Source organism: Bacillus sp. DC4300-2b2, assembly GCF_049895685.1.
In the GTDB taxonomy this organism is placed as follows: domain Bacteria; phylum Bacillota; class Bacilli; order Bacillales; family Bacillaceae; genus Bacillus; species Bacillus safensis.
This window is the reverse complement of the sequence record NZ_JAFCSW010000008.1, coordinates 1-24,465: the sequence shown is the minus strand read 5'-3', so window position 1 is coordinate 24,465 and position 24,465 is coordinate 1. Positions and strand designations below refer to the sequence as shown.

Annotated in this window: 25 protein-coding genes, 1 rRNA gene and 2 other annotated features; all 26 genes read right to left on the bottom strand. The window is 41.8% G+C overall.

What is annotated here, in order from left to right:
* Nucleotides 1-53: 53 nt before the first annotated feature.
* Nucleotides 54-3,635 carry a DNA-directed RNA polymerase subunit beta gene (gene rpoB, locus ACP69X_RS18095; RefSeq protein ID WP_073978985.1) on the bottom strand — a complete coding sequence of 1,194 codons (3,582 nt, stop codon included), beginning with the start codon at nucleotides 3,633-3,635 and terminating at the stop codon, nucleotides 54-56.
* Between the two features lie 255 nt (nucleotides 3,636-3,890).
* A complete protein-coding gene (locus tag ACP69X_RS18090) occupies nucleotides 3,891-4,496 on the bottom strand; it encodes a class I SAM-dependent methyltransferase (RefSeq protein WP_024425591.1) in 606 nt (201 codons plus the stop codon).
* A 96-nt stretch (nucleotides 4,497-4,592) separates the two neighbouring features.
* Nucleotides 4,593-4,958, bottom strand: a complete 366-nt coding sequence (gene rplL, locus ACP69X_RS18085; protein WP_008345418.1) for a 50S ribosomal protein L7/L12 — start codon at nucleotides 4,956-4,958, stop codon at nucleotides 4,593-4,595.
* A 48-nt stretch (nucleotides 4,959-5,006) separates the two neighbouring features.
* Complete coding sequence (rplJ, locus tag ACP69X_RS18080) at nucleotides 5,007-5,507, bottom strand: 50S ribosomal protein L10 (protein WP_041084739.1); 501 nt, start codon at nucleotides 5,505-5,507, stop codon at nucleotides 5,007-5,009.
* A gap of 69 nt (nucleotides 5,508-5,576) precedes the next feature.
* Nucleotides 5,577-5,717: a sequence feature (ribosomal protein L10 leader region), on the bottom strand.
* 49 nt (nucleotides 5,718-5,766) lie between these two features.
* On the bottom strand, nucleotides 5,767-6,465 hold the full coding sequence (rplA, locus tag ACP69X_RS18075; protein WP_007496292.1) for a 50S ribosomal protein L1: 699 nt from the start codon (nucleotides 6,463-6,465) through the stop codon (nucleotides 5,767-5,769).
* Between the two features lie 99 nt (nucleotides 6,466-6,564).
* Nucleotides 6,565-6,990: a 50S ribosomal protein L11 gene (gene rplK, locus ACP69X_RS18070; protein ID WP_003216956.1), complete on the bottom strand. Its 426-nt coding sequence runs from the start codon at nucleotides 6,988-6,990 to the stop codon at nucleotides 6,565-6,567.
* Nucleotides 6,991-7,161: 171 nt separating this feature from the next.
* Nucleotides 7,162-7,695: a transcription termination/antitermination protein NusG gene (gene nusG / locus ACP69X_RS18065; protein WP_003217197.1), complete on the bottom strand. Its 534-nt coding sequence runs from the start codon at nucleotides 7,693-7,695 to the stop codon at nucleotides 7,162-7,164.
* A gap of 171 nt (nucleotides 7,696-7,866) precedes the next feature.
* A complete protein-coding gene (gene secE, locus ACP69X_RS18060; protein ID WP_008345422.1) occupies nucleotides 7,867-8,043 on the bottom strand; it encodes a preprotein translocase subunit SecE in 177 nt (58 codons plus the stop codon).
* A 34-nt stretch (nucleotides 8,044-8,077) separates the two neighbouring features.
* Nucleotides 8,078-8,227, bottom strand: a complete 150-nt coding sequence (rpmG, locus tag ACP69X_RS18055; RefSeq protein WP_008356502.1) for a 50S ribosomal protein L33 — start codon at nucleotides 8,225-8,227, stop codon at nucleotides 8,078-8,080.
* Between the two features lie 76 nt (nucleotides 8,228-8,303).
* Nucleotides 8,304-8,960 (bottom strand): RNA polymerase sporulation sigma factor SigH, encoded by a 657-nt coding sequence (gene sigH, locus ACP69X_RS18050; RefSeq protein ID WP_008345424.1) that lies wholly within the window; start codon nucleotides 8,958-8,960, stop codon nucleotides 8,304-8,306.
* Nucleotides 8,961-9,023: 63 nt separating this feature from the next.
* Entirely contained in the window at nucleotides 9,024-9,536 is a 513-nt protein-coding gene (rae1, locus tag ACP69X_RS18045) for a ribosome-dependent mRNA decay endonuclease Rae1/YacP (RefSeq protein ID WP_024425589.1), read from the bottom strand.
* A gap of 2 nt (nucleotides 9,537-9,538) precedes the next feature.
* A complete protein-coding gene (gene rlmB, locus ACP69X_RS18040) occupies nucleotides 9,539-10,288 on the bottom strand; it encodes a 23S rRNA (guanosine(2251)-2'-O)-methyltransferase RlmB (RefSeq protein WP_024425588.1) in 750 nt (249 codons plus the stop codon).
* On the bottom strand, nucleotides 10,272-10,703 hold the full coding sequence (locus ACP69X_RS18035; RefSeq protein ID WP_024425587.1) for a Mini-ribonuclease 3: 432 nt from the start codon (nucleotides 10,701-10,703) through the stop codon (nucleotides 10,272-10,274). Before ACP69X_RS18035 ends, rlmB begins: the two co-directional genes overlap by 17 nt.
* 3 nt (nucleotides 10,704-10,706) lie before the next feature.
* Nucleotides 10,707-12,107 carry a cysteine--tRNA ligase gene (gene cysS, locus ACP69X_RS18030; protein WP_075612257.1) on the bottom strand — a complete coding sequence of 467 codons (1,401 nt, stop codon included), beginning with the start codon at nucleotides 12,105-12,107 and terminating at the stop codon, nucleotides 10,707-10,709.
* Nucleotides 12,104-12,757 carry a serine O-acetyltransferase gene (gene cysE, locus ACP69X_RS18025; RefSeq protein ID WP_034283914.1) on the bottom strand — a complete coding sequence of 218 codons (654 nt, stop codon included), beginning with the start codon at nucleotides 12,755-12,757 and terminating at the stop codon, nucleotides 12,104-12,106. Before cysE ends, cysS begins: the two co-directional genes overlap by 4 nt.
* 81 nt (nucleotides 12,758-12,838) lie before the next feature.
* Nucleotides 12,839-13,069 (bottom strand) — a binding site (T-box leader).
* On the bottom strand, nucleotides 13,069-14,520 hold the full coding sequence (gene gltX / locus ACP69X_RS18020) for a glutamate--tRNA ligase (RefSeq protein ID WP_269104236.1): 1,452 nt from the start codon (nucleotides 14,518-14,520) through the stop codon (nucleotides 13,069-13,071). (Overlaps the previous feature by 1 nt.)
* 94 nt (nucleotides 14,521-14,614) lie before the next feature.
* Entirely contained in the window at nucleotides 14,615-15,091 is a 477-nt protein-coding gene (gene ispF / locus ACP69X_RS18015; RefSeq protein ID WP_003216928.1) for a 2-C-methyl-D-erythritol 2,4-cyclodiphosphate synthase, read from the bottom strand.
* Between the two features lie 6 nt (nucleotides 15,092-15,097).
* The gene (gene ispD / locus ACP69X_RS18010; RefSeq protein ID WP_041084742.1) at nucleotides 15,098-15,784 is read right to left on the bottom strand and encodes a 2-C-methyl-D-erythritol 4-phosphate cytidylyltransferase; all 687 of its coding nucleotides are present in this window, start codon (nucleotides 15,782-15,784) and stop codon (nucleotides 15,098-15,100) included.
* Between the two features lie 13 nt (nucleotides 15,785-15,797).
* Nucleotides 15,798-16,898, bottom strand: a complete 1,101-nt coding sequence (locus tag ACP69X_RS18005) for a PIN/TRAM domain-containing protein (protein WP_041084746.1) — start codon at nucleotides 16,896-16,898, stop codon at nucleotides 15,798-15,800.
* A 153-nt stretch (nucleotides 16,899-17,051) separates the two neighbouring features.
* The gene (gene disA, locus ACP69X_RS18000) at nucleotides 17,052-18,131 is read right to left on the bottom strand and encodes a DNA integrity scanning diadenylate cyclase DisA (protein ID WP_024425581.1); all 1,080 of its coding nucleotides are present in this window, start codon (nucleotides 18,129-18,131) and stop codon (nucleotides 17,052-17,054) included.
* A 2-nt stretch (nucleotides 18,132-18,133) separates the two neighbouring features.
* Nucleotides 18,134-19,513: a DNA repair protein RadA gene (gene radA, locus ACP69X_RS17995; protein WP_041084743.1), complete on the bottom strand. Its 1,380-nt coding sequence runs from the start codon at nucleotides 19,511-19,513 to the stop codon at nucleotides 18,134-18,136.
* 93 nt (nucleotides 19,514-19,606) lie between these two features.
* Entirely contained in the window at nucleotides 19,607-22,042 is a 2,436-nt protein-coding gene (gene clpC, locus ACP69X_RS17990) for an ATP-dependent protease ATP-binding subunit ClpC (protein WP_007496263.1), read from the bottom strand.
* Nucleotides 22,039-23,130 carry a protein arginine kinase gene (locus ACP69X_RS17985; protein WP_041084744.1) on the bottom strand — a complete coding sequence of 364 codons (1,092 nt, stop codon included), beginning with the start codon at nucleotides 23,128-23,130 and terminating at the stop codon, nucleotides 22,039-22,041. The genes clpC and ACP69X_RS17985 overlap by 4 nt, the downstream gene beginning before the upstream one ends.
* 4 nt (nucleotides 23,131-23,134) lie before the next feature.
* Nucleotides 23,135-23,692 carry a UvrB/UvrC motif-containing protein gene (locus tag ACP69X_RS17980; protein WP_024425862.1) on the bottom strand — a complete coding sequence of 186 codons (558 nt, stop codon included), beginning with the start codon at nucleotides 23,690-23,692 and terminating at the stop codon, nucleotides 23,135-23,137.
* Nucleotides 23,693-23,706: 14 nt separating this feature from the next.
* Entirely contained in the window at nucleotides 23,707-24,171 is a 465-nt protein-coding gene (locus ACP69X_RS17975) for a CtsR family transcriptional regulator (RefSeq protein WP_003217184.1), read from the bottom strand.
* Nucleotides 24,172-24,348: 177 nt separating this feature from the next.
* Nucleotides 24,349-24,464 (bottom strand): 5S ribosomal RNA (gene rrf / locus ACP69X_RS17970).
* Between the last annotated feature and the right edge of the window lies 1 nt (nucleotide 24,465).

Sequence of the window (24,465 nt, the reverse complement as noted above, 5' to 3'; positions counted from 1 at the left end):
CCTCCCTTTTAATCTTCGGGTTATACCCTAGTCACTTGCTCTAATCGTTTCTGCTATTCTTTTGTGACTGCGTCACGTTCAAGATCGACAGGTGCGAGGTCTGCAGCATCTTCGTCATTAGATAACGCTAATCCGTCTGCTTTCTTCGTTTCCTCATCGTCTTCTAAATCTCTCATTTCTATCTCTTCTTCATCGCCAGATAGGATTTTGACATCCATACCTAAACTTTGAAGTTCTTTGATTAACACTTTGAATGATTCAGGGACACCTGGTTCAGGTACGTTATCCCCTTTGACGATGGCTTCGTATGTTTTCACACGACCCACAACGTCATCCGATTTAACTGTTAAGATCTCTTGAAGTGTATATGCTGCACCGTAAGCTTCAAGTGCCCATACTTCCATCTCTCCGAAACGCTGACCACCAAACTGTGCTTTACCGCCAAGTGGCTGCTGCGTAACAAGTGAGTATGGTCCAGTTGAACGAGCGTGAAGTTTATCGTCAACCATGTGAGCCAGTTTGATCATGTACATGATTCCGACAGATACACGGTTGTCGAATGGTTCACCAGTTCGACCGTCATAAAGGACTGTTTTCGCATCACGGGACATACCTGCTTCTTCTAGCGTTTCCCAAACATCTTCCTCACGAGCACCATCAAATACTGGTGACGCAATGTGGATGCCAAGGTAACGTGCAGCCATACCCATATGAAGCTCAAGTACCTGACCGATGTTCATACGAGATGGTACCCCTAGAGGGTTCAACATGATATCGATCGGTGTTCCGTCTGGAAGATACGGCATATCTTCTTCTGGAAGGATCTTAGAGATAACCCCTTTGTTACCATGTCGTCCAGCCATTTTGTCACCTTCAGAAATTTTACGCTTCTGAACGATGTATACGCGGACTAACTGGTTTACACCTGGAGGTAATTCATCGCCATCTTCACGGTTAAAGACTTTTACATCGTGGATAATTCCGCCGCCGCCGTGTGGAACACGCAGTGACGTATCACGAACTTCACGAGCCTTTTCACCGAAGATTGCATGTAATAGACGTTCTTCAGCTGTTAGTTCAGTTACACCTTTAGGCGTTACTTTTCCTACAAGAAGGTCTCCGTCTTTTACTTCTGCACCAATACGGATGATTCCGCGCTCGTCAAGGTTGCGTAAAGCATCTTCCCCAACGTTTGGAATATCACGAGTGATTTCTTCTGGTCCAAGCTTTGTATCACGAGCTTCTGATTCATATTCTTCAATATGAATAGACGTGTAGACGTCATCTTTTACAAGGCGCTCACTCATGATGATCGCATCCTCGTAGTTGTAACCGTCCCAAGTCATGAATCCGACCATAACGTTACGTCCTAGAGCCAATTCACCTTTTTCCATAGAAGGTCCGTCTGCAAGGATTTCTCCTTTAACGACTTCATCTCCAACACTTACGATAGGACGCTGGTTGTAGCAAGTCCCTTGGTTAGAGCGGACAAATTTCAGCAAGCTGTATTTGTCTAGGTTTCCTTTGACTTGTTGTCCGTCAACGTCTTCATAACGGCGAACCCAAATATTTTTTGCTTCTACGCGTTCTACAACACCTGGGTAGCGGCAGATGACAGCAGCACCAGAGTCTTTCCCTGATACGTACTCCATACCTGTACCAACAATCGGTGATTCTGGCTGCATCAAAGGCACAGCCTGACGCTGCATGTTCGCTCCCATTAGAGCACGGTTAGAGTCATCGTTTTCTAAGAATGGGATACATGCTGTCGCTGCAGAAACAACCTGCTTTGGCGAAACGTCCATGTAGTCAACGCGGTTTCGAGGAACAACGGTGTTTTCCCCTCTGAAACGAGCAATGATATTATCATCAATAAACGAACCATCTTCACCTAATATAGCGTTCGCTTGTGCTACTACGTAGTTATCCTCTTCATCAGCAGTTAAGTAATCGATTCTCGGTGTCACTTTACCAGTTTCAGGATCAACCCGGCGGTAAGGTGTTTCGATAAATCCGAAGCGATTCACTTTTGCGAATGAAGATAGAGAGTTGATCAAACCAATGTTTGGACCCTCTGGTGTTTCAATCGGACACATACGACCATAGTGAGAGTAGTGAACGTCACGAACTTCCATTCCTGCACGCTCACGTGTCAAACCACCCGGTCCAAGCGCTGACAGACGACGTTTGTGCGTCAATTCAGCAAGCGGGTTTGTTTGATCCATGAACTGAGATAGCTGAGAACTACCAAAGAACTCTTTGATAGAAGCGATCACAGGACGAATGTTGATCAGCTGCTGAGGTGTAATTGTGTTTGTGTCTTGAATTGACATTCTTTCACGAACAACACGCTCCATTCTGCTTAAACCAATACGGAATTGGTTTTGCAGAAGTTCACCTACAGAACGCAGACGACGGTTACCAAGGTGGTCGATATCATCTGTGTCACCTACACCATGAAGAAGGTTGAAGAAGTAACTGATTGATGCAATGATGTCAGAAGGCGTGATGTTTTTCACAGCTTCCTCTACATATGCATTTCCAATCACGTTAATCACTTGCTCGCCTTCTTGATCAGACGGTGCATAAATCTTAATAGATTGAAGTTCTACTTCATCTTCTACTACGCCACCATTAGGATATAGCTTTCTAAATCCGATGCCGTTTTCTAAGTATGGAAGAACTTTATCAAGAACTCTTCTGTCTAAATTTTGACCTTTTTCTGCTAGAATTTCACCTGTTTCAGGGTCAACTAACGTTTCAGCCAATTTTTGATTGAACAGTCTATTTTTAATATGAAGCTTCTTATTAATCTTGTAGCGTCCAACATTTGCTAGGTCATATCTCTTCGGATCGAAGAAGCGAGAGTCTAGCAAGCTTTTCGCATTTTCAACAGTTGGCGGCTCTCCAGGGCGGAGGCGCTCGTAGATTTCGAGAAGTGCTTTATCCGCATTCTCTGTATTGTCTTTTTCCAGCGTGTTGCGTAAGTATTCATTCTCGCCAATGAGGTCAAGAATCTCTTGATCAGAGCTGAAGCCGAGAGCACGCAAAAGAACCGTAACCGGCAACTTACGTGTGCGATCGATGCGTACATAGACTACATCCTTCGCATCAGTTTCGTATTCTAACCATGCGCCACGGTTTGGAATGACAGTCGCAGTAAAACCTTTTTTACCGTTTTTGTCTACTTTACCACTGAAATATACACTTGGAGAACGCACTAACTGAGAAACGATTACACGTTCCGCACCATTAATGATAAAAGTACCTGTGTCTGTCATGATTGGGAAATCACCCATGAACACATCTTGGTCTTTTACTTCTCCAGTTTCTTTGTTAATTAAACGAACTTTTACTCTTAGTGGAGCAGAGTAAGTTACATCACGTTCTTTTGATTCTGCTACAGGATACTTAGGATCCCCTAGGCTGTAATCAATGAATTCAAGAGAAAGGTTACCAGTAAAATCCTCAATTGGGGATATATCTTGAAACATCTCTCTAAGACCCTCATCAAGAAACCACTGATAAGAAGAGGTTTGAATTTCAATGAGATTTGGTAATTCTAACACTTCGCTTATGCGTGCGTAGCTTCTGCGCTGGCGGTGTCGTCCATACTGAACTAGTTGACCTGTCAACTGATTCACCCCTCAAATCATGCGTATTATATGTGTAAAAAGTATTTCTGTCTTTCAAATGTCAGTAAAGAAATACTTTTACAAGACAAAAGAAAAAAGGGTTTCTAAAATAAGAAAACCACATCCAAAAACAAATACCGATTTTATTAGTTTTCCCAAGTATGCATAATTTATACAAAATAGTTGTTTTTTAAGCCTATCAAGCAAAATATACACATTGGCATTTTATAATGTTAACACAGCTAGGAAACTGCGTCAAACTTTTTTAGCTTTGATTATATAGTAGCCCTTTTTTTTCAATACAACCTCGACTTCTCCAAAGAGCTGCTCTAATTTTTCAATCGCAGATGGTCCACCTTGCTTTTTCTGAATAACCACCCACAACTCACCTTCCGGCAATAAATGATCAGCACTTTTTTCAAAGATCGCATGTACAACTTTCTTCCCTGCCCGTATTGGGGGATTGGTCAGTATAGAGGCAAAAGCAGCTGAGGAATGAACATTCGAGAACAAATCACTTTGATAGATGCGAACATTATCAATGCGATTATGTTTAGCGTTTTCCTTTGAAAGTTCGACTGCTCTTTCGTTCACATCAATCATATGAATGGTACGGCTAGTCATTTCGTTTGCTAACGATAAGCCGATCGGTCCATAACCGCAACCGACATCTAAGACATCGCCATCCAAGTCAGGTTCTTCGAAAGCTTCAATTAAAAGCCTTGAACCAAAGTCGACTTCTTTCTTAGAAAACACTCCACTGTCACTTGTAAAAGTAAAGGTACGGTTTCTCAAGGTGAAGTCCCATGTCTGTTTATTGCTTTTCACTGATGGCTTTTCCGTATAATAGTGGTCACTCATGGTGAATGGACCTCCTCTGGATTCAATCGTTTCAGGAGATTAGAAAAGAAAAAGCCCGCCAGTAAAAGCGAGCTTTCCCAAAAGATTAGGCGAAGATTACTTAACTTCTACAGAAGCGCCAACTTCTTCAAGCTTAGCTTTAAGTTCTTCAGCTTCTTCTTTAGCAATACCTTCTTTAAGTGGTTTTGGAGTGTTGTCAACAAGTTCTTTAGCTTCTTTCAAGCCAAGACCAGTGATTTCACGAACCACTTTGATAACTTTGATTTTTTGGTCTCCAGCACCAGCAAGTACTAGATCAAAATCAGTTTTTTCTTCAGCAGCAGCACCGCCACCAGCAGCTACAGCTACAGGAGCAGCAGCAGTTACGCCAAATTCTTCTTCGATTGCTTTTACTAAGTCGTTTAACTCAAGTACAGTTGCTTCTTTAACTGAAGCAATGATTTCTTCGATATTTAAAGCCATTTGTAATTCCTCCATTTTAAGTTTTTTTACGTAAACGTAAAGTAGGCATTAAGCGCCTTGTTCTTCTTTTTGTTCTGCAACTGCTTTAGTAGCAAGAGCAAGGTTACGAACTGGAGCTTGAAGAACGCTAAGCAACATAGAAAGTAAGCCTTCGCGAGACGGAAGTTCCGCAAGAGCCTTCACTTCTTCTACAGTCGCTACGTTTCCTTCGATGACACCAGCTTTGATTTCTAAAGCTTCGTGGCTTTTCGCAAATTCGTTGATGATTTTCGCAGGTGCGATAACATCTTCGTTACTGAATGCGATAGCGTTTGGACCTGTTAAGAAATCGTTTAAACCCGTTAGTTCAACTTGTTCAACTGCACGGCGAGTCAAAGTGTTTTTGTAAACTTTGAATTCTACGCCAGCTTCACGAAGTTGTTTACGAAGTTCAGTCACTTCAGAAACTGAAAGACCGCGGTAATCTACAATGACAGTAGACATACTATCTTTAAATTTAGAAGTAATTTCATCAACGACAACTTTTTTAGTATCGATTGCATTGCTCATGGTTACACCTCCTGTACATTCTTTGTGTAACACTTATACCGATCAGGCCATCACGTTCCTAACGAACGGTTCTCCATATAAAAAGCCTCCATTAAGACATGGAGGCTGTATATACAAGCATACGTTAACGTAAGACTGTGACATATACACCTCGGCGGGTTAATTAAGCCATAAGGCCCCTGCTGTCTACGGTATAAATGGACATTATTCTATTTTACAACATTTTGATATTATCAAAATGGTTGTCATAAGTCAAGAATTATTTTGCAGAGAAAGAAGATGGATCCACTTTCACGCCAGGGCCCATAGTAGATGTAACAGAAACGTTTTTCACGTATACACCTTTAGCCGCTGCAGGTTTTGCTTTAAGGATTGTGTCATAGATTGTTGCAAAGTTCTCAACAAGCTTTTCGTCCTCGAAAGAAACCTTTCCGATTGGCGCGTGGATGTTACCAGCTTTATCAACGCGGTATTCTACTTTACCAGCTTTGATTTCATTGATTGCTTTTTCAACTTCGAACGTTACAGTTCCTGTTTTAGGGTTTGGCATAAGACCTTTTGGTCCAAGTACACGACCGATCTTACCAACTTCACCCATCATGTCAGGTGTCGCAACGATTACATCGAATTCGAACCAACCTTGTTGGATTTTAGTGATGTAATCAGAATCTCCAACGTAGTCTGCTCCAGCAGCTTCTGCTTCTTTTGCTTTTTCGCCTTTAGCGAACACAAGAACGCGTTGAGTTTTACCAGTTCCGTTAGGAAGTACAACTGCACCGCGGATTTGTTGATCGTTTTTACGAGGGTCTACGCCCAAACGAAAAGCAACTTCTACAGTCGCATCAAATTTCGCTGTATTTGCTTTTTTTGTAAGAGAAACAGCTTCAGCTACATCATACGCTTTAGTACGCTCGATCAGCTTAGCAGCTTCTACATACTTTTTACCTTTTTTAGCCATTATAAAAATCCTCCTTATGTGGTTTTAGCGGAATAACCTCCCACGAATAAGGGTTGCGAACTTGTCAAAACCAAACTCGCAACCCAACAAGACAAAAAATTAATCTTCGATGACAATACCCATACTGCGTGCAGTACCTTCAACCATGCGCATAGCTGATTCAACGCTAGCAGCGTTTAAGTCAGGCATTTTTGTTTCCGCGATTTCGCGTACTTTATCACGCTTAACAGTTGCCACTTTATTACGGTTAGGTTCACCAGAACCAGACTCAATACCAGCTGCTTTTTTAAGTAAAACTGCAGCAGGTGGAGTTTTAGTAATAAATGTAAATGAACGGTCTTCAAAAACCGAAATTTCAACAGGAATGATAAGACCAGCTTGGTCAGCTGTACGAGCGTTAAACTCCTTACAGAATCCCATGATATTAACACCGGCTTGACCTAGTGCAGGTCCAACTGGTGGAGCTGGGTTAGCTTTTCCAGCAGGAATTTGCAATTTAACAACTTTAACTACTTTTTTAGCCACGAGACACACCTCCTTAAAGTCCGTGATGTGGTAATAGGGGAATCCCCCTCCCACTCAACAACTTCATTCTTTATATGAATGACGAAATAACTAGCTAGCGATCTTGAGTGAACTCAAGACGTACCTTTGCTATATTACCACTTCTATACACTCATTTCAAGCTCTTTTAAATTACAATTTATCGATCTGCGTGAACTCAAGTTCAACAGGTGTTTCTCTACCAAACATATTAACGAATACTTTGACTTTGCTTTTATCGTAATCAATTTCTTCAATCGAGCCAGTGAAGTTAGCAAATGGTCCATCGATGACCTTAACTGTTTCTTTCAGTTCAAAGTCGATTTCTGTTTTGCGTTCTTCAAGACCCATTCTCTTCAGAATGGTTTCAGCTTCGCCTGGCAGCAGCGCAGTCGGCTTTGAGCCTGATCCAGCTGATCCAACGAATCCAGTGACACCCGGTGTGTTACGAACGACATACCAAGAGTCGTCAGTCATTACGATTTCCACTAGGACATAGCCAGGGAATACTTTCTTTTTGACGACTTTTTTCTTACCATTTTTAATATCCGTTTCTTCTTCTTCTGGTACGACGACGCGGAAGATTTTATCCTGCATGCCCATTGATTCAACACGCTTTTCCAAGTTCGCTTTTACTTTGTTTTCATAGCCAGAGTACGTATGCACAACATACCAATTCTTTTCCATTTTCGTTCAGGACTATTTAGTCCTTCCCTCCCCACATTTCATAATGTCTATTTGACGAATCTCGAGTACCGGTAAATATTTTCAAGCAATTGAAAAAACCCGTAAAACGGGTTTTTTGGCAAGTCATATTATGATCTATTATAGCACGTTCAGCAGACCATTATTCAAGTATTAATGAATTAATTCGATTAATTGTGAGATTCCTATATCAAGAAAAGAGAAAAAGATTGCAAAGAATACGACTGTTAAAATAACAGTGATTGTGTAGCGGACCATTTCGTTCTTCTTTGGCCAGCTGACCTTTTTCATTTCTTTTCCGACACTTTTTAAGAAACTGATAATACGCATGTAAAAGACCTCCACAGAATAAAGAACGCAAATCTTACTTCGTTTCTAAATGTGTTTTATGTGAATTACAAGTCTTGCAATATTTCTTAACTTCTAATCTTTCAGCTGCTGAAGCAACACTTTTCATTGTCGTATAATTGCGGCTTCCGCAGTCTTTACAGGCTAGAGTAATCTTTTTCCTCATATTTACACCTATTTTCTCGACATCATTTCATTAGTACCTTATCACAGTGTCGAAAAAGCTGTCAATATAGGTTTGATTAGAGACTAATTTCGCGAAGCTCTAAATATTTCTCTAATTTTCTCTTTACTCTTTGGAGTGCGTTATCAATTGATTTCACATGACGGTTTAAATCTTCAGAAATCTCTTGATAGGATCTGCCATCAAGATAAAGCACAAGTACCTTTCTTTCCAGCTCGCTAAGCAGTTCACCCATCTTCATTTCGATATCATCAAATTCTTCTTTGCTAATGATTAAGTCTTCTGGGTTAAGCGCTTTAGCACCGGAAATGACATCTAATAATGTTCTGTCCGATTCTTCATCGTAGATCGGCTTGTCTAATGATACATAGGAATTTAACGGGATATGTTTTTGGCGAGTAGCTGTTTTAATTGCGGTGATAATTTGGCGGGTAATACATAATTCTGCAAAAGCCTTAAATGAAGTAAGCTTGTCCTCTCTGAAATCGCGGATAGACTTATAAAGTCCGATCATTCCCTCTTGGACAATGTCCTCTCGATCCGCTCCTATCAAGAAATAAGATCTTGCTTTCGCACGTACAAAATTGCGGTATTTCGTTATTAAATAATCTAGCGCATCACTATCTCCGACATGAACCCTTTCAATGACTTGTTCATCTTCCAACTGGCAAAATTGCTCTCTGATGGACTTACCCTTGCTGTTGTTTAGATTCACTTCGATCCCCCCGACCGCACCTAGATAGAAATATTATACATTAATGGTTGAAATATCGTCAAGCTATTCCAGATTCCCGCGCCGCCATTTTTCAAACGTTTTCAATACATCTTCTGACAATTCAATCTTAGATGCTGGTTTATCAGAAGTAATCTTTTTGACTCTCGTTTCAATCTTTCGTTCTATCACTTCAATCTCTCTTAAAAGCTCACGAGCAGACTTCCGAAGAGCTCCTTGTCCAAAAATAGCCCATTGTTCCGTAAAATCTGAGGTTGCCACATGAATTTGCGTCCGAATATTATTCAAATCCTGCGCCAGCTTCTCAATCCGCTCATCCGCCGTTTCATTCTCTCTCGTAAAGATGACCTCTACTCGGTGATTGGTCCGCTTCTTTTCAATTCCTTTAACCATATGGGCATCGAATACGACAATGACTCGATACCCTGTGTATGCTTGATATTCTGCTAAATGTTGAATCAGAACGTCTCTGGCTTCTTCAAAGCTGTTTTCCTTTAAGTGCTGCAGCTGAGGCCATGCACCTATCATGTTGTATCCATCGACTAAGAGGATATCCATCTCTATTCTCCTAACGGATAACGTTTTCGATACACTTCATACATCAATAGACCAGCAGCTACTGATGCATTCAAAGAAGTAACCTTCCCGGCCATAGGCAGTTTAATTAGAAAATCACACTTTTCTTTAATCAATCGGCCAATTCCTTTACCTTCACTGCCAATCACAAGAGCCAGCGGCATTGTACCATCAAATTGTCTGTAATCCTGTTTAGCAGACGCATCTGTTCCCGCAACCCAGATTCCTCTTTCTTTCATTTCATCAAGGGCTCTTGAAAGATTGGTCACTTTTGCAACAGGAATATGCTCAATTGCTCCAGTGGATGCCTTAGCAACTGTTGTTGTTAGACCGACCGCTCTCCTTTTTGGAATGACAATCCCGTGTGCCCCTACAGCATCTGCCGTACGCATAATCGATCCTAAATTATGCGGATCTTCAATTTCATCTAAAATCAGAAAAAATGGCTGCTCATTCCGCTTTTCAGCGATTTGATACAGATCGTCCAATTCTGCATATTCATATGCTGCTACTTGTGCAACGATTCCCTGGTGCTGACCTGTAACCATTTGATCAAGCTTTTTCCTCGGAACATACTGAATGGTGATATTTTGCTTTTTAGCGAGTTCAATGACCTGCTGGGCTTGTCCTTTTACAGTGTTTTCTGCCATCCAGAGCTTGTATAACTCCCGATCTGACTTCAGTGTCTCAATCACTGCATTTTTCCCAATGACATAATCATGTTGCTGACTCATTTGTCTTCCTCCCTGACGTTCCGATTTCAATCGCCTGACCAATCAGCTCTTCTAAGCGTTCGTCCTGCTTTTCGATAAATAAATAACCCATGAGCGCTTCAAACGCTGTACTATAACGATACGTTTGAACGTCTGTGTTTTTAGGCACTGTGCCTGATTTTGCGTTTCTTCCTCTTTTCAGCACCGCTTCTTCTGCTTCAGTGAAAAAGCCTTGCTGCTGAAGCGTAAATAAAATAGCAGCCTGTGATTTAGCTGAAACAATTTTGCTTGCTCGTTTGTGCAGCTCATTTGGTTTTGTCGCCCCCGTTTGGAGGAGGTGATGCCTCACATATACTTCAAAAATGGCATCACCCATATAAGCTAGCGCAAGTCCGTTCAGCTGTTTACCATCTTTCAGCTTTTCAAAATTCAACATTGCCTATTCTCCTCTTTTCCAGCGAGTACCTTGAGGAGTGTCCTCCAACACAATATTCATGTTCTTTAATTGGTCACGAATTTGATCAGATAGGGCAAAGTCACGATTTCTTCTAGCTTCATTACGTTTTTCAATCAACGCTTCTACCTCTTCGTCAAGCGTGTGCTTTTCTTCTAATGAGAAGCCAAGAACAGAAGTAATTTCTTGGAACAAGCCGATAAATGCCTTGATCACTTCCTCCGAAGTATGATCATTTTCCATATAATAATTCGCCTGTTTTGCTAATTCGAATAAAACAGAGATCGCATTTGCTGTATTGAAGTCATCATTCATTTCAGAAATAAATGTCGCACGCTGTTCTTCAATTTTTGCCAGCCATTCAGTATTGTCTTCCGTGATATTCGTGCTGCTCTCGAGACGGTGATGTAAATTCGCATACGATGTCTTGAGTCGGTTAAACGCACTCTTTGTACTTTCTAATAAATCCATTGAGTAGTTAATTGGGTGACGATAGTGAACCGACAACATAAAGAAGCGGAGCACATCAGGATCTTGTTCTTTCACAATGTCATGCACCAGCACAAAGTTGCCAAGTGATTTCGACATTTTTTCATTATCAATATTAATATACCCGTTATGCATCCAATACTTCGCAAAAGGCTTCCCTGTCAAAGCCTCAGATTGGGCAATTTCATTCTCATGGTGCGGGAATGTTAGATCCTGTCCGCCAGCATGAATGTCGATCGTATCACCTAAATATTTTTTGACCATTGCCGAGCATTCGATGTGCCAGCCTGGGCGTCCTTCGCCCCATGGGCTATCCCATGAGATTTCCTGATCCTTTGCAGCCTTCCATAGGGCAAAATCAAGTGCATCTCGTTTCTTTTCACCTACACGAATACGGGCACCTGTCTTCAGTTCATCAATTGATTGATGAGAAAGCTTTCCATAGCCTTCAAATGAGCGTGTGCTGTAATACACGTCGCCATCCGCTTCATAGGCGTAGCCTTTTTCAATCAATGTCGCAATAAACGCAATGATATCATCCATGTTTTCCGTTACTCGCGGGTGAAGGTCTGCTTTTTTGCAGCCTAGTGCACTGACGTCTTCGAAGTAAGCTTGGATAAACCGGTCAGCAATTGTCGGCACATCTTCTCCGAGTTCATTGGCTGCCTTGATGAGTTTATCATCCACATCTGTAAAGTTTGATACAAAGTTCACATCGTAACCGCTGTATTCTAAATACTTACGTACAGTGTCATAAACAATAGCAGGTCTAGCATTCCCGATATGAATGTAGTTATAAACGGTTGGTCCGCACACATACATCTTGACCTTTCCTGGCTCAAGCGGAACAAATTCTTCCTTCTTACGTGTCAATGTATTATAAATATTGATTGTCATGATTGTTCTTCCTTTCTGCTCAATGAAGCCAGCTCACCTTTTAGCTTTTCCATTTCTCGTTCCAATTCTTTAAAACGATCGGAAATTGGATCTGGCAAATCTTGATGATTGAGATCACGATTGATTTTCTTTCCATTTTGAACGACGACTCGCCCAGGTATACCGACAACGGTGGAATGATCGGGTACATCCTTTAACACGACCGACCCCGCTCCAATCTTGGCTCCTTTTCCAACTGTAATGGAACCAAGCACCTTGGCACCTGTCGCAATGAGGGCATCGTCTAAAATGGTCGGATGCCGCTTCCCCTTTTCTTTCCCTGTTCCCCCTAATGTCACGCCTTGGAAAACAGTGACGTTGTCTCCAATTTCACATGTTTCCCCGATCACAACGCCCATGCCGTGATCAATGAAGAACCGCCTGCCAATGGTTGCCGCCGGGTGAATTTCCACCCCTGTGAAAAAACGGCTGACCTGAGAAATGATCCGCGCAATAAAATACAGCTTCCGCTTATAAAATGCGTGCGCAATACGGTGAGCCCAAATCGCATGAAGCCCTGAATAGGTTAGCACTACTTCAATATAGCTTCTAGCAGCAGGATCTTGATCAAACACAGTATCAATATCTTCTTTCAGCATTTTGAAAAACACATGCTCCCCCCGTTCTCCCCATCAATCTCTCTTAGGACTTGCTCTCTTTTTTTGGACAAATAAAAAACGCCTCTGCCAAATGACAGAGACGTTTTGAAAACGCGGTTCCACTCTGTTTAGAAAGCCACATATCTTTCAGCCTTCTCAACTTAATCCCATAACGGAGGGTACCGCCCTTGCATACTAACGTACGTGTTCCTCAAGGGTCTTGAGGGTGCATTTCCAACGTCTGCCCATAAGTCTCTTTCAGCCGGTGGAGACTCTTTCTGTGATGGACGAGTACATTGTACTTCTCCCTCGCAACGATTTTCTTATATTTGTTTAATGCGGTTTAATACCGTTTCCTTACCTAGTAATTCAATACTTTGCGGAAGTTCTGGGCCATGCGTTTGTCCTGTGACAGCCACACGAATCGGCATGAATAGTTTCTTGCCTTTATGCCCTGTTTCTTTTTGTACCGCTTTAATGGCAGCCTTGATTTCATCAGGCGTGAAAGACTCAAGCTGTTCAAGCTGACCTGCAAAAGATGCCATCACTTCTGGTACTTGCTCCTCTGCTAGAACTTCCTTTGCCTCTTGATTATACTCAATTTGCTCCTTAAAGAACAACTCTGTTAACTCAACAATTTCTGCTCCGTAGCTTAATTGTTCGTGATACAGAGAAATAAGCTTGCGTACCCACGTGTTTTCTTCTTCTGTCAGCTGCTCACTTACCTTGCCTGCTTTTTGAAGATGTGGAAGTGTTAGTGCCACAACCTGATCAAGATCAAGTGCTTTCACGTATTGGTTGTTCACCCATTTTAGTTTATGCATATCAAATAGAGCTGGTGACTTAGAAAGTCGGGTTACATCGAAAATGTCGATGAATTGCTCTTTTGTAAACAGTTCTTCTTCGCCTACTGGAGACCATCCAAGTAATGCAATGAAGTTAAACAGGGCTTCAGGTAAATAGCCTAAATTCTTATATTGCTCGATGAATTGAATAATTGATTCATCACGTTTACTTAATTTCTTGCGGTTCTCGTTCACAATCAACGTCATATGTCCAAATAGCGGAACATCCCAGCCAAATGCATTAAAAATCATGATTTGTTTTGGCGTATTTGAAATATGATCCTCTCCGCGAAGAACGTGAGTCATTTTCATCAAATGATCATCCACTGCTACGGCAAAGTTATAAGTTGGCGTGCCATCTTTCTTCACAATAACAAAGTCACCGATGCCGTCTGTTTCAAATGAAATATCGCCTTTGACCATGTCGTCAAATTTGATGATTTCTCCTTTTGGCACTCGGAAGCGGATGCTTGGCTCTCTTCCTTCAGCAATCAGCTTTTCTTCTTCTTCTTTTGATAAATGACTGCATTTACCAGAATATCGAGGCATTTCACTGCGGGCGATTTGTGCTTCACGCTCTGCCTCTAGCTCTTCAGCCGTACAATAGCACTTATACGCCAAGTCCTTCTCTAACAGCTCGTCATAATATTTCTTGTAAATATCATTTCGCTCTGATTGTCTGTAAGGACCGTAACCGCCATCTTTATCAATGCTCTCATCCCAATCAATACCAAGCCATTGCAGGTGGCGAAGCTGACTTTCCTCCCCGCCTTCTACATTACGCTTTTGGTCCGTATCCTCGATTCGAATAATAAATTTGCCGCCTTGGCTGCGTGCGAACAAATAGTTGAAAAGAGCCGTTCTAGCATTCCCAATATGTAAATGACCAGTTGGACTCGGTGCATAACGAACACGCACTTCATTTCCCATGAGTTTAACTTCCTTTCATCTGCATCATGTTGTCTGACACCAATTTTTTATAAACGTATTTTATCATCAAAACCCATTCTCATCAAAATGGATTTTACTTTTTCTGAAGAAGCACTGTTGCCTGAGAAGCAATTCCTTCGCCTCTGCCTGTAAATCCGAGTTTCTCTGTCGTTGTTGCTTTGACATTCACCTGTGTGACATCTGCCTCAAGCGCTTCTGCGATTTTCTCACACATTGGTTGAATGTAAGGTGCCATTTTTGGCTTTTGCGCCATGATGGTGCAGTCAATATTCACAAGTGTGTAGCCCTTTTCTTTCACAAGTGCCCACACATGCTGCAATAATTTAAAAGAATCTGCATCCTTAAACTCAGGATCTGTGTCTGGGAAATGTCTGCCGATATCGCCTTCAGCAATCGCACCTAGGCAGGCATCTGCCACTGTGTGAAGCAGTACGTCAGCGTCTGAATGCCCTAGTAGTCCCTTTTCATAAGGGATGGTGACCCCGCCGATAATCAGAGGTCTTCCCTCTGTTAATTGATGTACATCAAAGCCTTGTCCTATTCTCAACATGATCTATTACCCTCTTTCCGCATCCATAATTGCCTTGGCAACCAATAAATCATCCGGTGTTGTCAGCTTAATATTGGTATAGTCTCCTTGGACAATATACACATTCTCGCCATGTAATTGTTCAACAAGGCTGGCATCGTCTGTTCCAAGGAAGCCTGTCCGCTCCGCATGTTCATGCGCCTCTTTTAAAATAGAATGACGAAAAGCTTGTGGGGTCTGGACCGCCCACAAGCTCTGACGTTCAATGGTTTGTTCCACTTTGCCTTCTTGAACGCGTTTGATTGTGTCTTTCACTGGTACCGCTACAACTGCGGACCCTTTTTCAATCGCTGCTTTAACGAGCAAGTCAATCTGTGTATGCTTAATAAAAGGCCTTGCTCCATCATGAACAAGCACGATGTCCGCATCTTTCACAGCCTTTAAACCTTCGTATACACTTTGCTGACGTTCTTCACCGCCAGTGACAAGTGAAACAGGCGTTTGAAAAGCGTGTACCTTGAGTAGCCTTTCAAAGTCTTGACGCTCCTCTTCATTGATTGCTAGGATCATGCGTTTGCATTGTGAATGAGCGTCAAATACCTTTAATGTATGAATGATGACCGGCATTCTTTTCAGCTCGATAAAAAGCTTATTGCGGCCGGCCTTCATTCGTTTCCCCTGCCCCGCAGCCGGAATAACTACTTCATAATACATGTTCGTTCTCCCTTTAGAGCGCCTTCTCCAGAAGTTTTGGCTTCGCAAAAATCATTCTTCCAGCAGCAGTCTGCAGCACACTTGTGACGAGCACATCGATGTCTTTTCCAATGTAATTGCGTCCTTCTTCGACCACAATCATCGTACCGTCATCTAAGTAAGCAACACCTTGGTTATGCTCTTTCCCATCTTTGATGACCTGTACCTTCATTTCTTCCCCAGGCAGTACAACCGGTTTAACGGCATTGGCTAGATCATTGATGTTTAACACTGCTACTTTTTGAAGTTCGCATACTTTATTTAAATTAAAATCATTGGTCACAACAACACCTGAAGTTAATTTCGCGAGCTTCACAAGCTTGCTATCAACCTCTTGAATGTCTTCGAAGTCACCTTCGTAAATTTCAACTTTGATATCCAATTCTTTTTGAATACGATTTAAAATATCAAGACCTCTTCGGCCTCTATTTCTCTTTAATACATCTGAAGAGTCTGCAATATGCTGTAATTCCTCGAGCACAAATTGAGGAATGACCATGACGCCTTCTAAGAATCCAGTTTGGCAAATATCTGCGATTCTTCCATCAATGATAACACTTGTGTCTAAAATTTTCAGCTTTTTATCTTCTATTTCAGGTTCATCATCAGCTGCTCCTTTTTTCTTTGTGACCTTTGCAGATCGGGAGAACAGCCCTATCATTTCATCCTTCTTCTTAAAGCCTACCTGAAATCCAAGGTATCCTAAAAAGAAAGCCAGGAAAATCGGAATAATGGTACCAAAAATATGATATGGGATATTGTTTAGCGGGATCACGTTTACAATAAGATATGCTAGAATAAGTCCAAATACTAATCCGAAACTTCCAGATATAAGATCAGGAAGAGGCGCCTTCAATAGAGAATCCTCGATCCATTTCACCCAATTTACCACATAACCTGTGCACCATTTACCAATGATGAAGAACACAATGGCTCCTATTAGTGCTGAAGAGTAAGCATTTGTTATGAAAGGTATGTCCTTTACATTTAAAAGCAGAAATAACTCTGGAATGATAAAAATCCCCACAACTGCACCCAAAATGATAAAAAACGCCTGAACGATTCTTTTTAACATACCTTCACCTCCTTTATTTTTCATCTGTCAATCCACCTTCATCTGACATTGATATATGTTTAAGTTTCCTATCAAGAGCAACAGAAAACAAAACCATCATTAATATACCCATATTCATCCATTTTTAACCGTAATAGAGAAAAATTTCTCTTCTTAAAGCTGACGATCGATATAATGTTTTTCTTGTAACCTTTTTAATCCTTTTTTTATCTTTTTCGCTCTTACTTCTCCAATTCCTTCTACTTCATCCAATTCTTGTACATCTGCTTCCATAATTCGATCTAGCACACCGAATGCTTCAACCACATTTTCGACGATTGGCATTGGCAGTCTAGGGATTTTATGGAGTAATCTATATCCTCTTGTGTACACATATTCGTCAATATTTGTAGAAGCTGGATATCCAAGTAACTTGTACAGAATGGAATCATCTAAAAGCTCAAAGCTCGACATATCTTGAAGTTGTTTAAGCAGCACATACGGATCTTTGATCTTTTCTTTCACGTAATCTTTAATAAATAAAGCCGCTTCCTGCTCCATATCTGTAATCAGCTCATTGACTTGCAGACGGATCAAGTGTCCCTCTGTACCGAGCTCTTTGATATACATATTGATTTCATTTTTGATTCTGAGTACCATTTCGTAGCGGTGCAGGACGGATAATACATCACCAAAGGTCACAAGCTCTTCGAATTCTAGGGCGCTTAACGCAGAAATGGCGTGATCTAAAATCGTTTTATATTTCTCAAGTGTTTGAATGGCTTGATTGGCCTTTGTTAAAATAAAGCCAATATCTTTCAGCGTATAACGACGATTCCCTTGGTATAAGGTAATGACGTTCCTCCGTTCAGAAATGGCAATGATTAAGCAGCCTGTCTGCTTTGCTACACGTTCAGCCGTCCGGTGCCTCATGCCTGTTTCCGATGAATGGATGGTGGCATCTGGCATCAGCTGTGTATTCGCATACAAGATTTTTTGACCAGAATCGCTAAGAATAATAGCCCCGTCCATCTTCGCCAATTCATATAAATGTGCTGGGGAGAAGGCCGAATTAATGTGAAATCCTCCATCTACCACACTCTTTACTTTGTCATTATAACCAACAACAATGAGCCCGCCAGTATTGGCTCTTAGGACGTTTTCAATCCCTGCCCGCAGAGGTGTTCCTGGTGCCACAAACTGTACAATATCTAAGAGATCGAGTTCTCTCGCTCCTTTTTTCTCTTTTTCCATTTCTATGATCCCCCTAGTGAAATTCGAAGTGCCTCCGCTACATTTTCTACACCAACTAACTCAATCCCTCTCGGCTTTTTCCATCCGTCTATATTCGCCTGAGGAATAAACATTCGCTTAAACCCTAGTTTCGCAGCTTCCTGCACTCGCTGTTCAATTCTTGATACCCTTCTGACTTCTCCCGTCAGACCGACCTCTCCTATAAAGCAATCCGCTTGATGCGGCGCTGCATCTTTAAAGCTTGATGCAATACTGACGGCAATAGCTAAGTCAATCGCCGGTTCGTCAAGCTTCACACCGCCTGCGACCTTTAAATAGGCATCTTGGTTTTGCAGCAGCAGCCCCACGCGTTTTTCTAAAACTGCCATGAGCAGCGATACTCGATTATGATCAAGGCCAGTGGCCATTCTTCGCGGATTCCCAAAGCTTGTCGGGGAAATTAATGCCTGTATCTCGACAAGTACGGGTCTTGTTCCTTCCATTGAGGCAACAACACACGAACCAGATACACCTGCCGACCGCTCTTCTAAAAAGATTTCTGATGGGTTTAATACTTCCGTGAGCCCTTCCTCTCTCATTTCAAAAATTCCCAATTCATTCGTTGAACCAAATCGGTTTTTGACCGCCCGTAAGATACGAAACGTATGATGACGCTCGCCTTCAAAATAAAGAACTGTGTCCACCATATGCTCTAAAAGGCGTGGACCTGCGATCGAACCTTCTTTGGTCACGTGACCAACGATAAAAATAGGAATACCATTTGTTTTGGCAATTTTCATCAACTGCGCTGTACATTCTCTTACTTGAGATACAGAGCCGGGAGCTGACGTGATATCGCTTTGATAAACGGTTTGAATCGAATCCACCACAACAAAAGCAGGTTTCATCTCCTGTATAGCAGACGTTATATACTCCATATCGGTTTCAGCCAAAACATGTAAAGAGGCGCTTTCAATGCCAAGGCGGTCCGCTCTTAGCTTCGTTTGTTTAATGGACTCCTCACCAGATATGTATAACACATTCTGATTTTTGTCTGAGAGCTGTGCGGATACTTGTAATAATAATGTGGACTTCCCAATCCCAGGATCTCCGCCAATGAGAACAAGAGAGCCTTTGACAATTCCACTTCCTAATACTCGGTTAAATTCTTCTAAATTCGTTTTAATTCGGGGTTCTTCGGATGTTTCAATTGCAGATATAGGTGAAGGTTTTTGAATGGTTTGAACAGAATGATTAAAAGCACTTCGACGGTTTACTGGCTCTTTGCGAACGACCTCTTCTGTCATACTGTTCCACGTGCCACAGCCTGGACATTTCCCCATCCATTTGGCTGACTCATAACCGCACGATTGGCATATAAATTTTGATTTTGTCTTAGCCATAGATTGAAGAATACAACTCCTTATACTGGTCAGAAAATAAGTAAAGGGAGGCATACATCTTACTGGTATGCCTCACACTTTTTTCTTACTATATTAGTTCGTAGCAGCCGTTGCTTTTACGACAATTTCTCCATCTTCCACATCTAATACGATATGTTGACCTTTTTCAATATTGCCCTTCAGAAGCTCTTCAGAAAGTCGATCTTCTACATGCTTTTGAATCGCTCTTCTTAACGGACGCGCACCGTACTCAAGATCTACACCTTCGTCGGCAATCTTCGCTTTTGCTGCTTCCGTCAATTCAATCGATAGGTCTTGTTCTTTTAAGCGTTTTGTCAATTGATCAGACATGAGAGACACGATCTCTTTTAGATGTTTCTTCTCAAGCGAGTGGAAGACAATGATTTCATCAATACGGTTGATAAACTCAGGTCTAAACGCACGTTTCAACTCGCCCATCACTTTGCCTTTCATATCCTTGTAATTTTGACTTTCATCTTGCACGTTAAAGCCAACATATTTATTGCGCTTCAGCTCACTAGCTCCAACGTTTGATGTCATAATCAAAATCGTATTTCTAAAGTCAACGGTACGCCCTTTAGAATCAGTCAGACGACCATCTTCTAACACTTGCAATAAGATATTAAATACATCTGGATGTGCCTTTTCAATCTCGTCTAAAAGAACGACAGAATAAGGTTTTCTTCTCACTTTTTCAGTCAGCTGTCCACCTTCATCATAGCCTACATAGCCTGGAGGTGACCCAACAAGTCTGGATGTAGAGTGTTTCTCCATGTATTCAGACATATCAATACGGATCATTGCTTCTTCATCACCGAAAATAGACTCGGCGAGTGCTCTTGCAAGCTCCGTTTTACCAACCCCTGTTGGACCTAAGAAGATAAAGGAGCCGATTGGACGCTTCGGATCTTTCAGGCCAGCACGCGCACGTCTTACCGCTTTTGCTACAGCGACAACCGCTTCATCCTGTCCGATCACACGAGAGTGGAGCAATTGTTCCATATTCAGAAGCTTATCTGTCTCCGTTTGAGCAATTTTCGAAACAGGCACTCCCGTCCAGCTGGAAACAACCATTGCGATATCATCTACAGATACCTCTGAATTCTCTTGTCCCTGCTTTTCTTTCCATGATTTCTTTGTGACTTCTACTTTTTCACGCAAACGCTGCTCTGTATCGCGAAGAGAAGCTGCTTTTTCAAATTCTTGACTTTGAACTGCAGCATCCTTTTCCTTGCGTACTTCATCCAGCTTTTGCTCTAGTTCTTTTAGGTTAGGCGGTGTTGTGAACGAACGTAAACGGACTTTCGAACCTGCCTCATCAATTAAATCAATCGCCTTATCTGGAAGGAATCGGTCAGAAATATAACGGTCAGACAGCTTCACTGCCGCCTCAATCGCTTCATCTGTAATAGACACACGGTGATGTGCTTCATACCGGTCTCTAAGGCCTCTTAAGATTTGAATACTCTCATCAACAGACGGCTGATCTACTTGAATTGGTTGGAAACGTCGTTCAAGCGCGGCATCCTTTTCAATGTATTTACGGTACTCATCTAACGTTGTCGCCCCAATACATTGAAGCTCTCCACGTGCTAAGGATGGCTTCAAGATATTAGACGCATCAATCGCACCTTCTGCTCCACCAGCACCAATGAGTGTATGAAGCTCATCGATAAAGAGAATGATATTTCCTGCCTGACGAATTTCGTCCATGACTTTTTTCAAACGATCCTCGAATTCACCACGATATTTCGTTCCAGCTACAACAGTTCCCATATCCAGTGTCATCACTCGTTTATCACGCAGGATTTCAGGCACTTCGTTATGAATAATTTGCTGTGCAAGACCTTCTGCGATGGCTGTTTTACCAACACCAGGCTCACCAATCAACACAGGGTTATTTTTTGTTCTTCTACTTAGAACCTCAATGACACGTTGAATTTCTTTGCTTCGGCCAATCACAGGGTCCAAGCTGTCCTCTTTTGCGATAGCAGTTAAATCTCTTGCCAAGCTATCTAGCGTCGGCGTATTTGCATTGCTATTAGAGCCTGCTGCAGATGCACCTGTTTCATTGCTTCCAAGCAGCTGCAGGACTTGCTGACGTGCTTTATTTAAGCTCACTCCGAGGTTATTTAAGACACGGGCAGCGACACCCTCTCCCTCACGAATAAGACCTAATAGAATATGTTCTGTCCCTACATAGGAATGACCTAGCTTTCTTGCTTCATCCATTGAAAGCTCAGTGACCTTCTTCGCTCTAGGCGTATAGTGAGGAATAGCTTGAGACACCTCTTGCCCTCTTCCAATCAAGCTTTCGACTTCTTTTTGGATTTTATCTGAAACAAGGCCCAGTGCTTCTAACGCTTTGGCAGCGATGCCCTCACCTTCACGTACAAGGCCAAGTAAAATGTGCTCAGTACCTATGTTCTTATGGCCTAGGCGAATGGCTTCTTCTTGTGCAAGTGCTAATACCTTTTGAGCTCTTTCAGTGAATCTTCCAAACATCATATCGTTTCATCCTCCTGTCCATTCCTATGCATTTCTAAGCGCAGCCTTTCTCTAATAATCGCTGCTCGTTTTATATCTCGTTCATTTGGCTCCAAGGCTCCTCCTGAATATTGTTGAAGGAAACCGGGCTGGGTCAAAATCATGAGTTCATTCAGTATATTACTTGAAAGCCCCTTAATGATACCTAAATCAATTCCAAGCCGCACATCTGACAAACACTTTGCTGTTTCTTTTGATTCAATCATACGACAATTGGCCAAAATCCCTAAGGACCGGTACACTCTGTCCTCAAGTTCAATTTTAGATGTTTGATATAACGCTTTTCGTGCAGATCGCTCTTGTTCAATGAGCTGAGCGGTCACACTATTTAAATCATCTACAATGTCTTCTTCTGATTGACCAAGTGTCATTTGATTTGATATTTGAAAGATGTTCCCTATTGCTTCGCTGCCTTCACCATAAATTCCTCTGACCACAAGACCTAATTGATTGATGGCGGGAATAATCCTATTCATTTGTCTTGTGAGCGCTAATGCTGGTAAATGCATCATGACCGAAGCCCTAATACCTGTACCTACATTGGTCGGACAGCTTGTTAAGTATCCTCGCTTTTCAGAAAATGCATAATCCACTTGCTCTTCAATCCAGTCATCTACCTGATTAGCCGCTTTTAGTGCATTGGCTAGCTGAAAACCTGGGAATAAGCATTGGATTCGAATATGGTCTTCTTCATTCAACATCACACTGATTTCTTCATTTTCAGAAAGCAAACAGCCGCCAAATCTTGATTCAGCTAAATTGGGGCTGATCAAATGTTTTTCAACAAGTACCCTCTTTGCTAAAGGCTGCGTTTCATTCATTCGAATCAGTACAAAGTTTCCGATGTCCTTCACTGCCTGGCTAGCAAACTTTTGCTCGAATTGCTGGAGAACAGCTTCAGCTTCTTCTTGAGAAAACTGAGTTGGGAAACGAACATGCTCTAGATTGCGCGCTAGCCGGATACGACTGCTTAGAACAATGTCACTTTCTGGTCCTTTTTGTTTCATCCACTGACTTAGAGCGTCTTGAATAAAATGCTGGAGCGACATGTCGTTAATCTCCCTCCCTCTGCTGAGATTGCTCATGCTCTAATGCACGAATTTGATCTCGAACTTCTGCTGCTTTTTCAAACTCTTCCTGTTCAATCAGCTGCTTCAGCTCTTGCTGCATTAACTCAAGTTTCCGCCGGACATGCAGGCTGCCGGCAATTCGTTTTGGGACTTTCCCATTATGGACTGTATTTCCACTATGGACTTTCCGTAAAACAGGGTTCAGATACTGATCAAATGTACGATAGCATTCTGCACAGCCAAATCGGCCTGTTTTTCTGAACTGCTGAAAGGTTAAGCCACACTTAGGACATTGGTCCACTTCTTTCGCTTCTTGAAAAATAGACGAGCCCTTGTTAGCACTTGTGGTGAAGCTAGGATCAATATTCAATAAACCTGATAATAAGTTGTGAATCGAGAAACCTTGGTTTCCACTCATAGCATATGAATCACTGTTTTCTTTTGCACATTGTTCACATATGTGCATTTCTTGTTTTTCTCCATTTATAACTTTCGTAAAGTGAAAAGTGGCTGGTCTCTCATTACATTCTTGACAAATCAATCTTTTCACCCGCTTTACTTTAATTTCAAAGCATTTAACATCGCTTTCATCATCCGAGCACGCAGTTCATCACGTTCAGGTAAATCAATATGCAATACAGAACGATCCATGACACTAATCATCATCTTAGCTTCTCTTTCAGATAAAATGTTATTTTCAACAAGACGCATGATGATATGATCAGATGCAGCCTGTGATAAACGATGATATATTTGGGAAATAATGTTGTTCAATAAGTCGACTTCATCATTCATTTTGACTTTAATGATGCGGATATAGCCACCGCCGCCACGCTTACTTTCAACGATATAGCCTCTCTCGCTCGTAAAGCGTGTATTGATAACATAGTTAATTTGTGAAGGTACGCATTGAAATTTATCTGCAATTTCATTGCGCTTAATTTCTAATATTTCTCGACCGTTCTGATCTAAGACTTCCTTCAAATACTGCTCGATGATATCAGAAATATTTTGTGCCACTCCGCCTCCTCCTCCATTGACTTTGACTATATTTGACTTTAATCTTACTATAAATTTTTTCGGTCGATTTTTCAAGATAATCGCTCAACTAACAATATTATTTCCACATTTATATGGTGCCAAACCTCCCAAAAACACAAAAAAGACCAGTTCCGACTGGAACTGATCCTTATAGAAGCTTGGCGGCGTCCTACTCTCACAGGGGGAAACCCCCAACTACCATCGGCGCTGAAGAGCTTAACTTCCGTGTTCGGTATGGGAACGGGTGTGACCTCTTCGCTATCGCCACCAAAC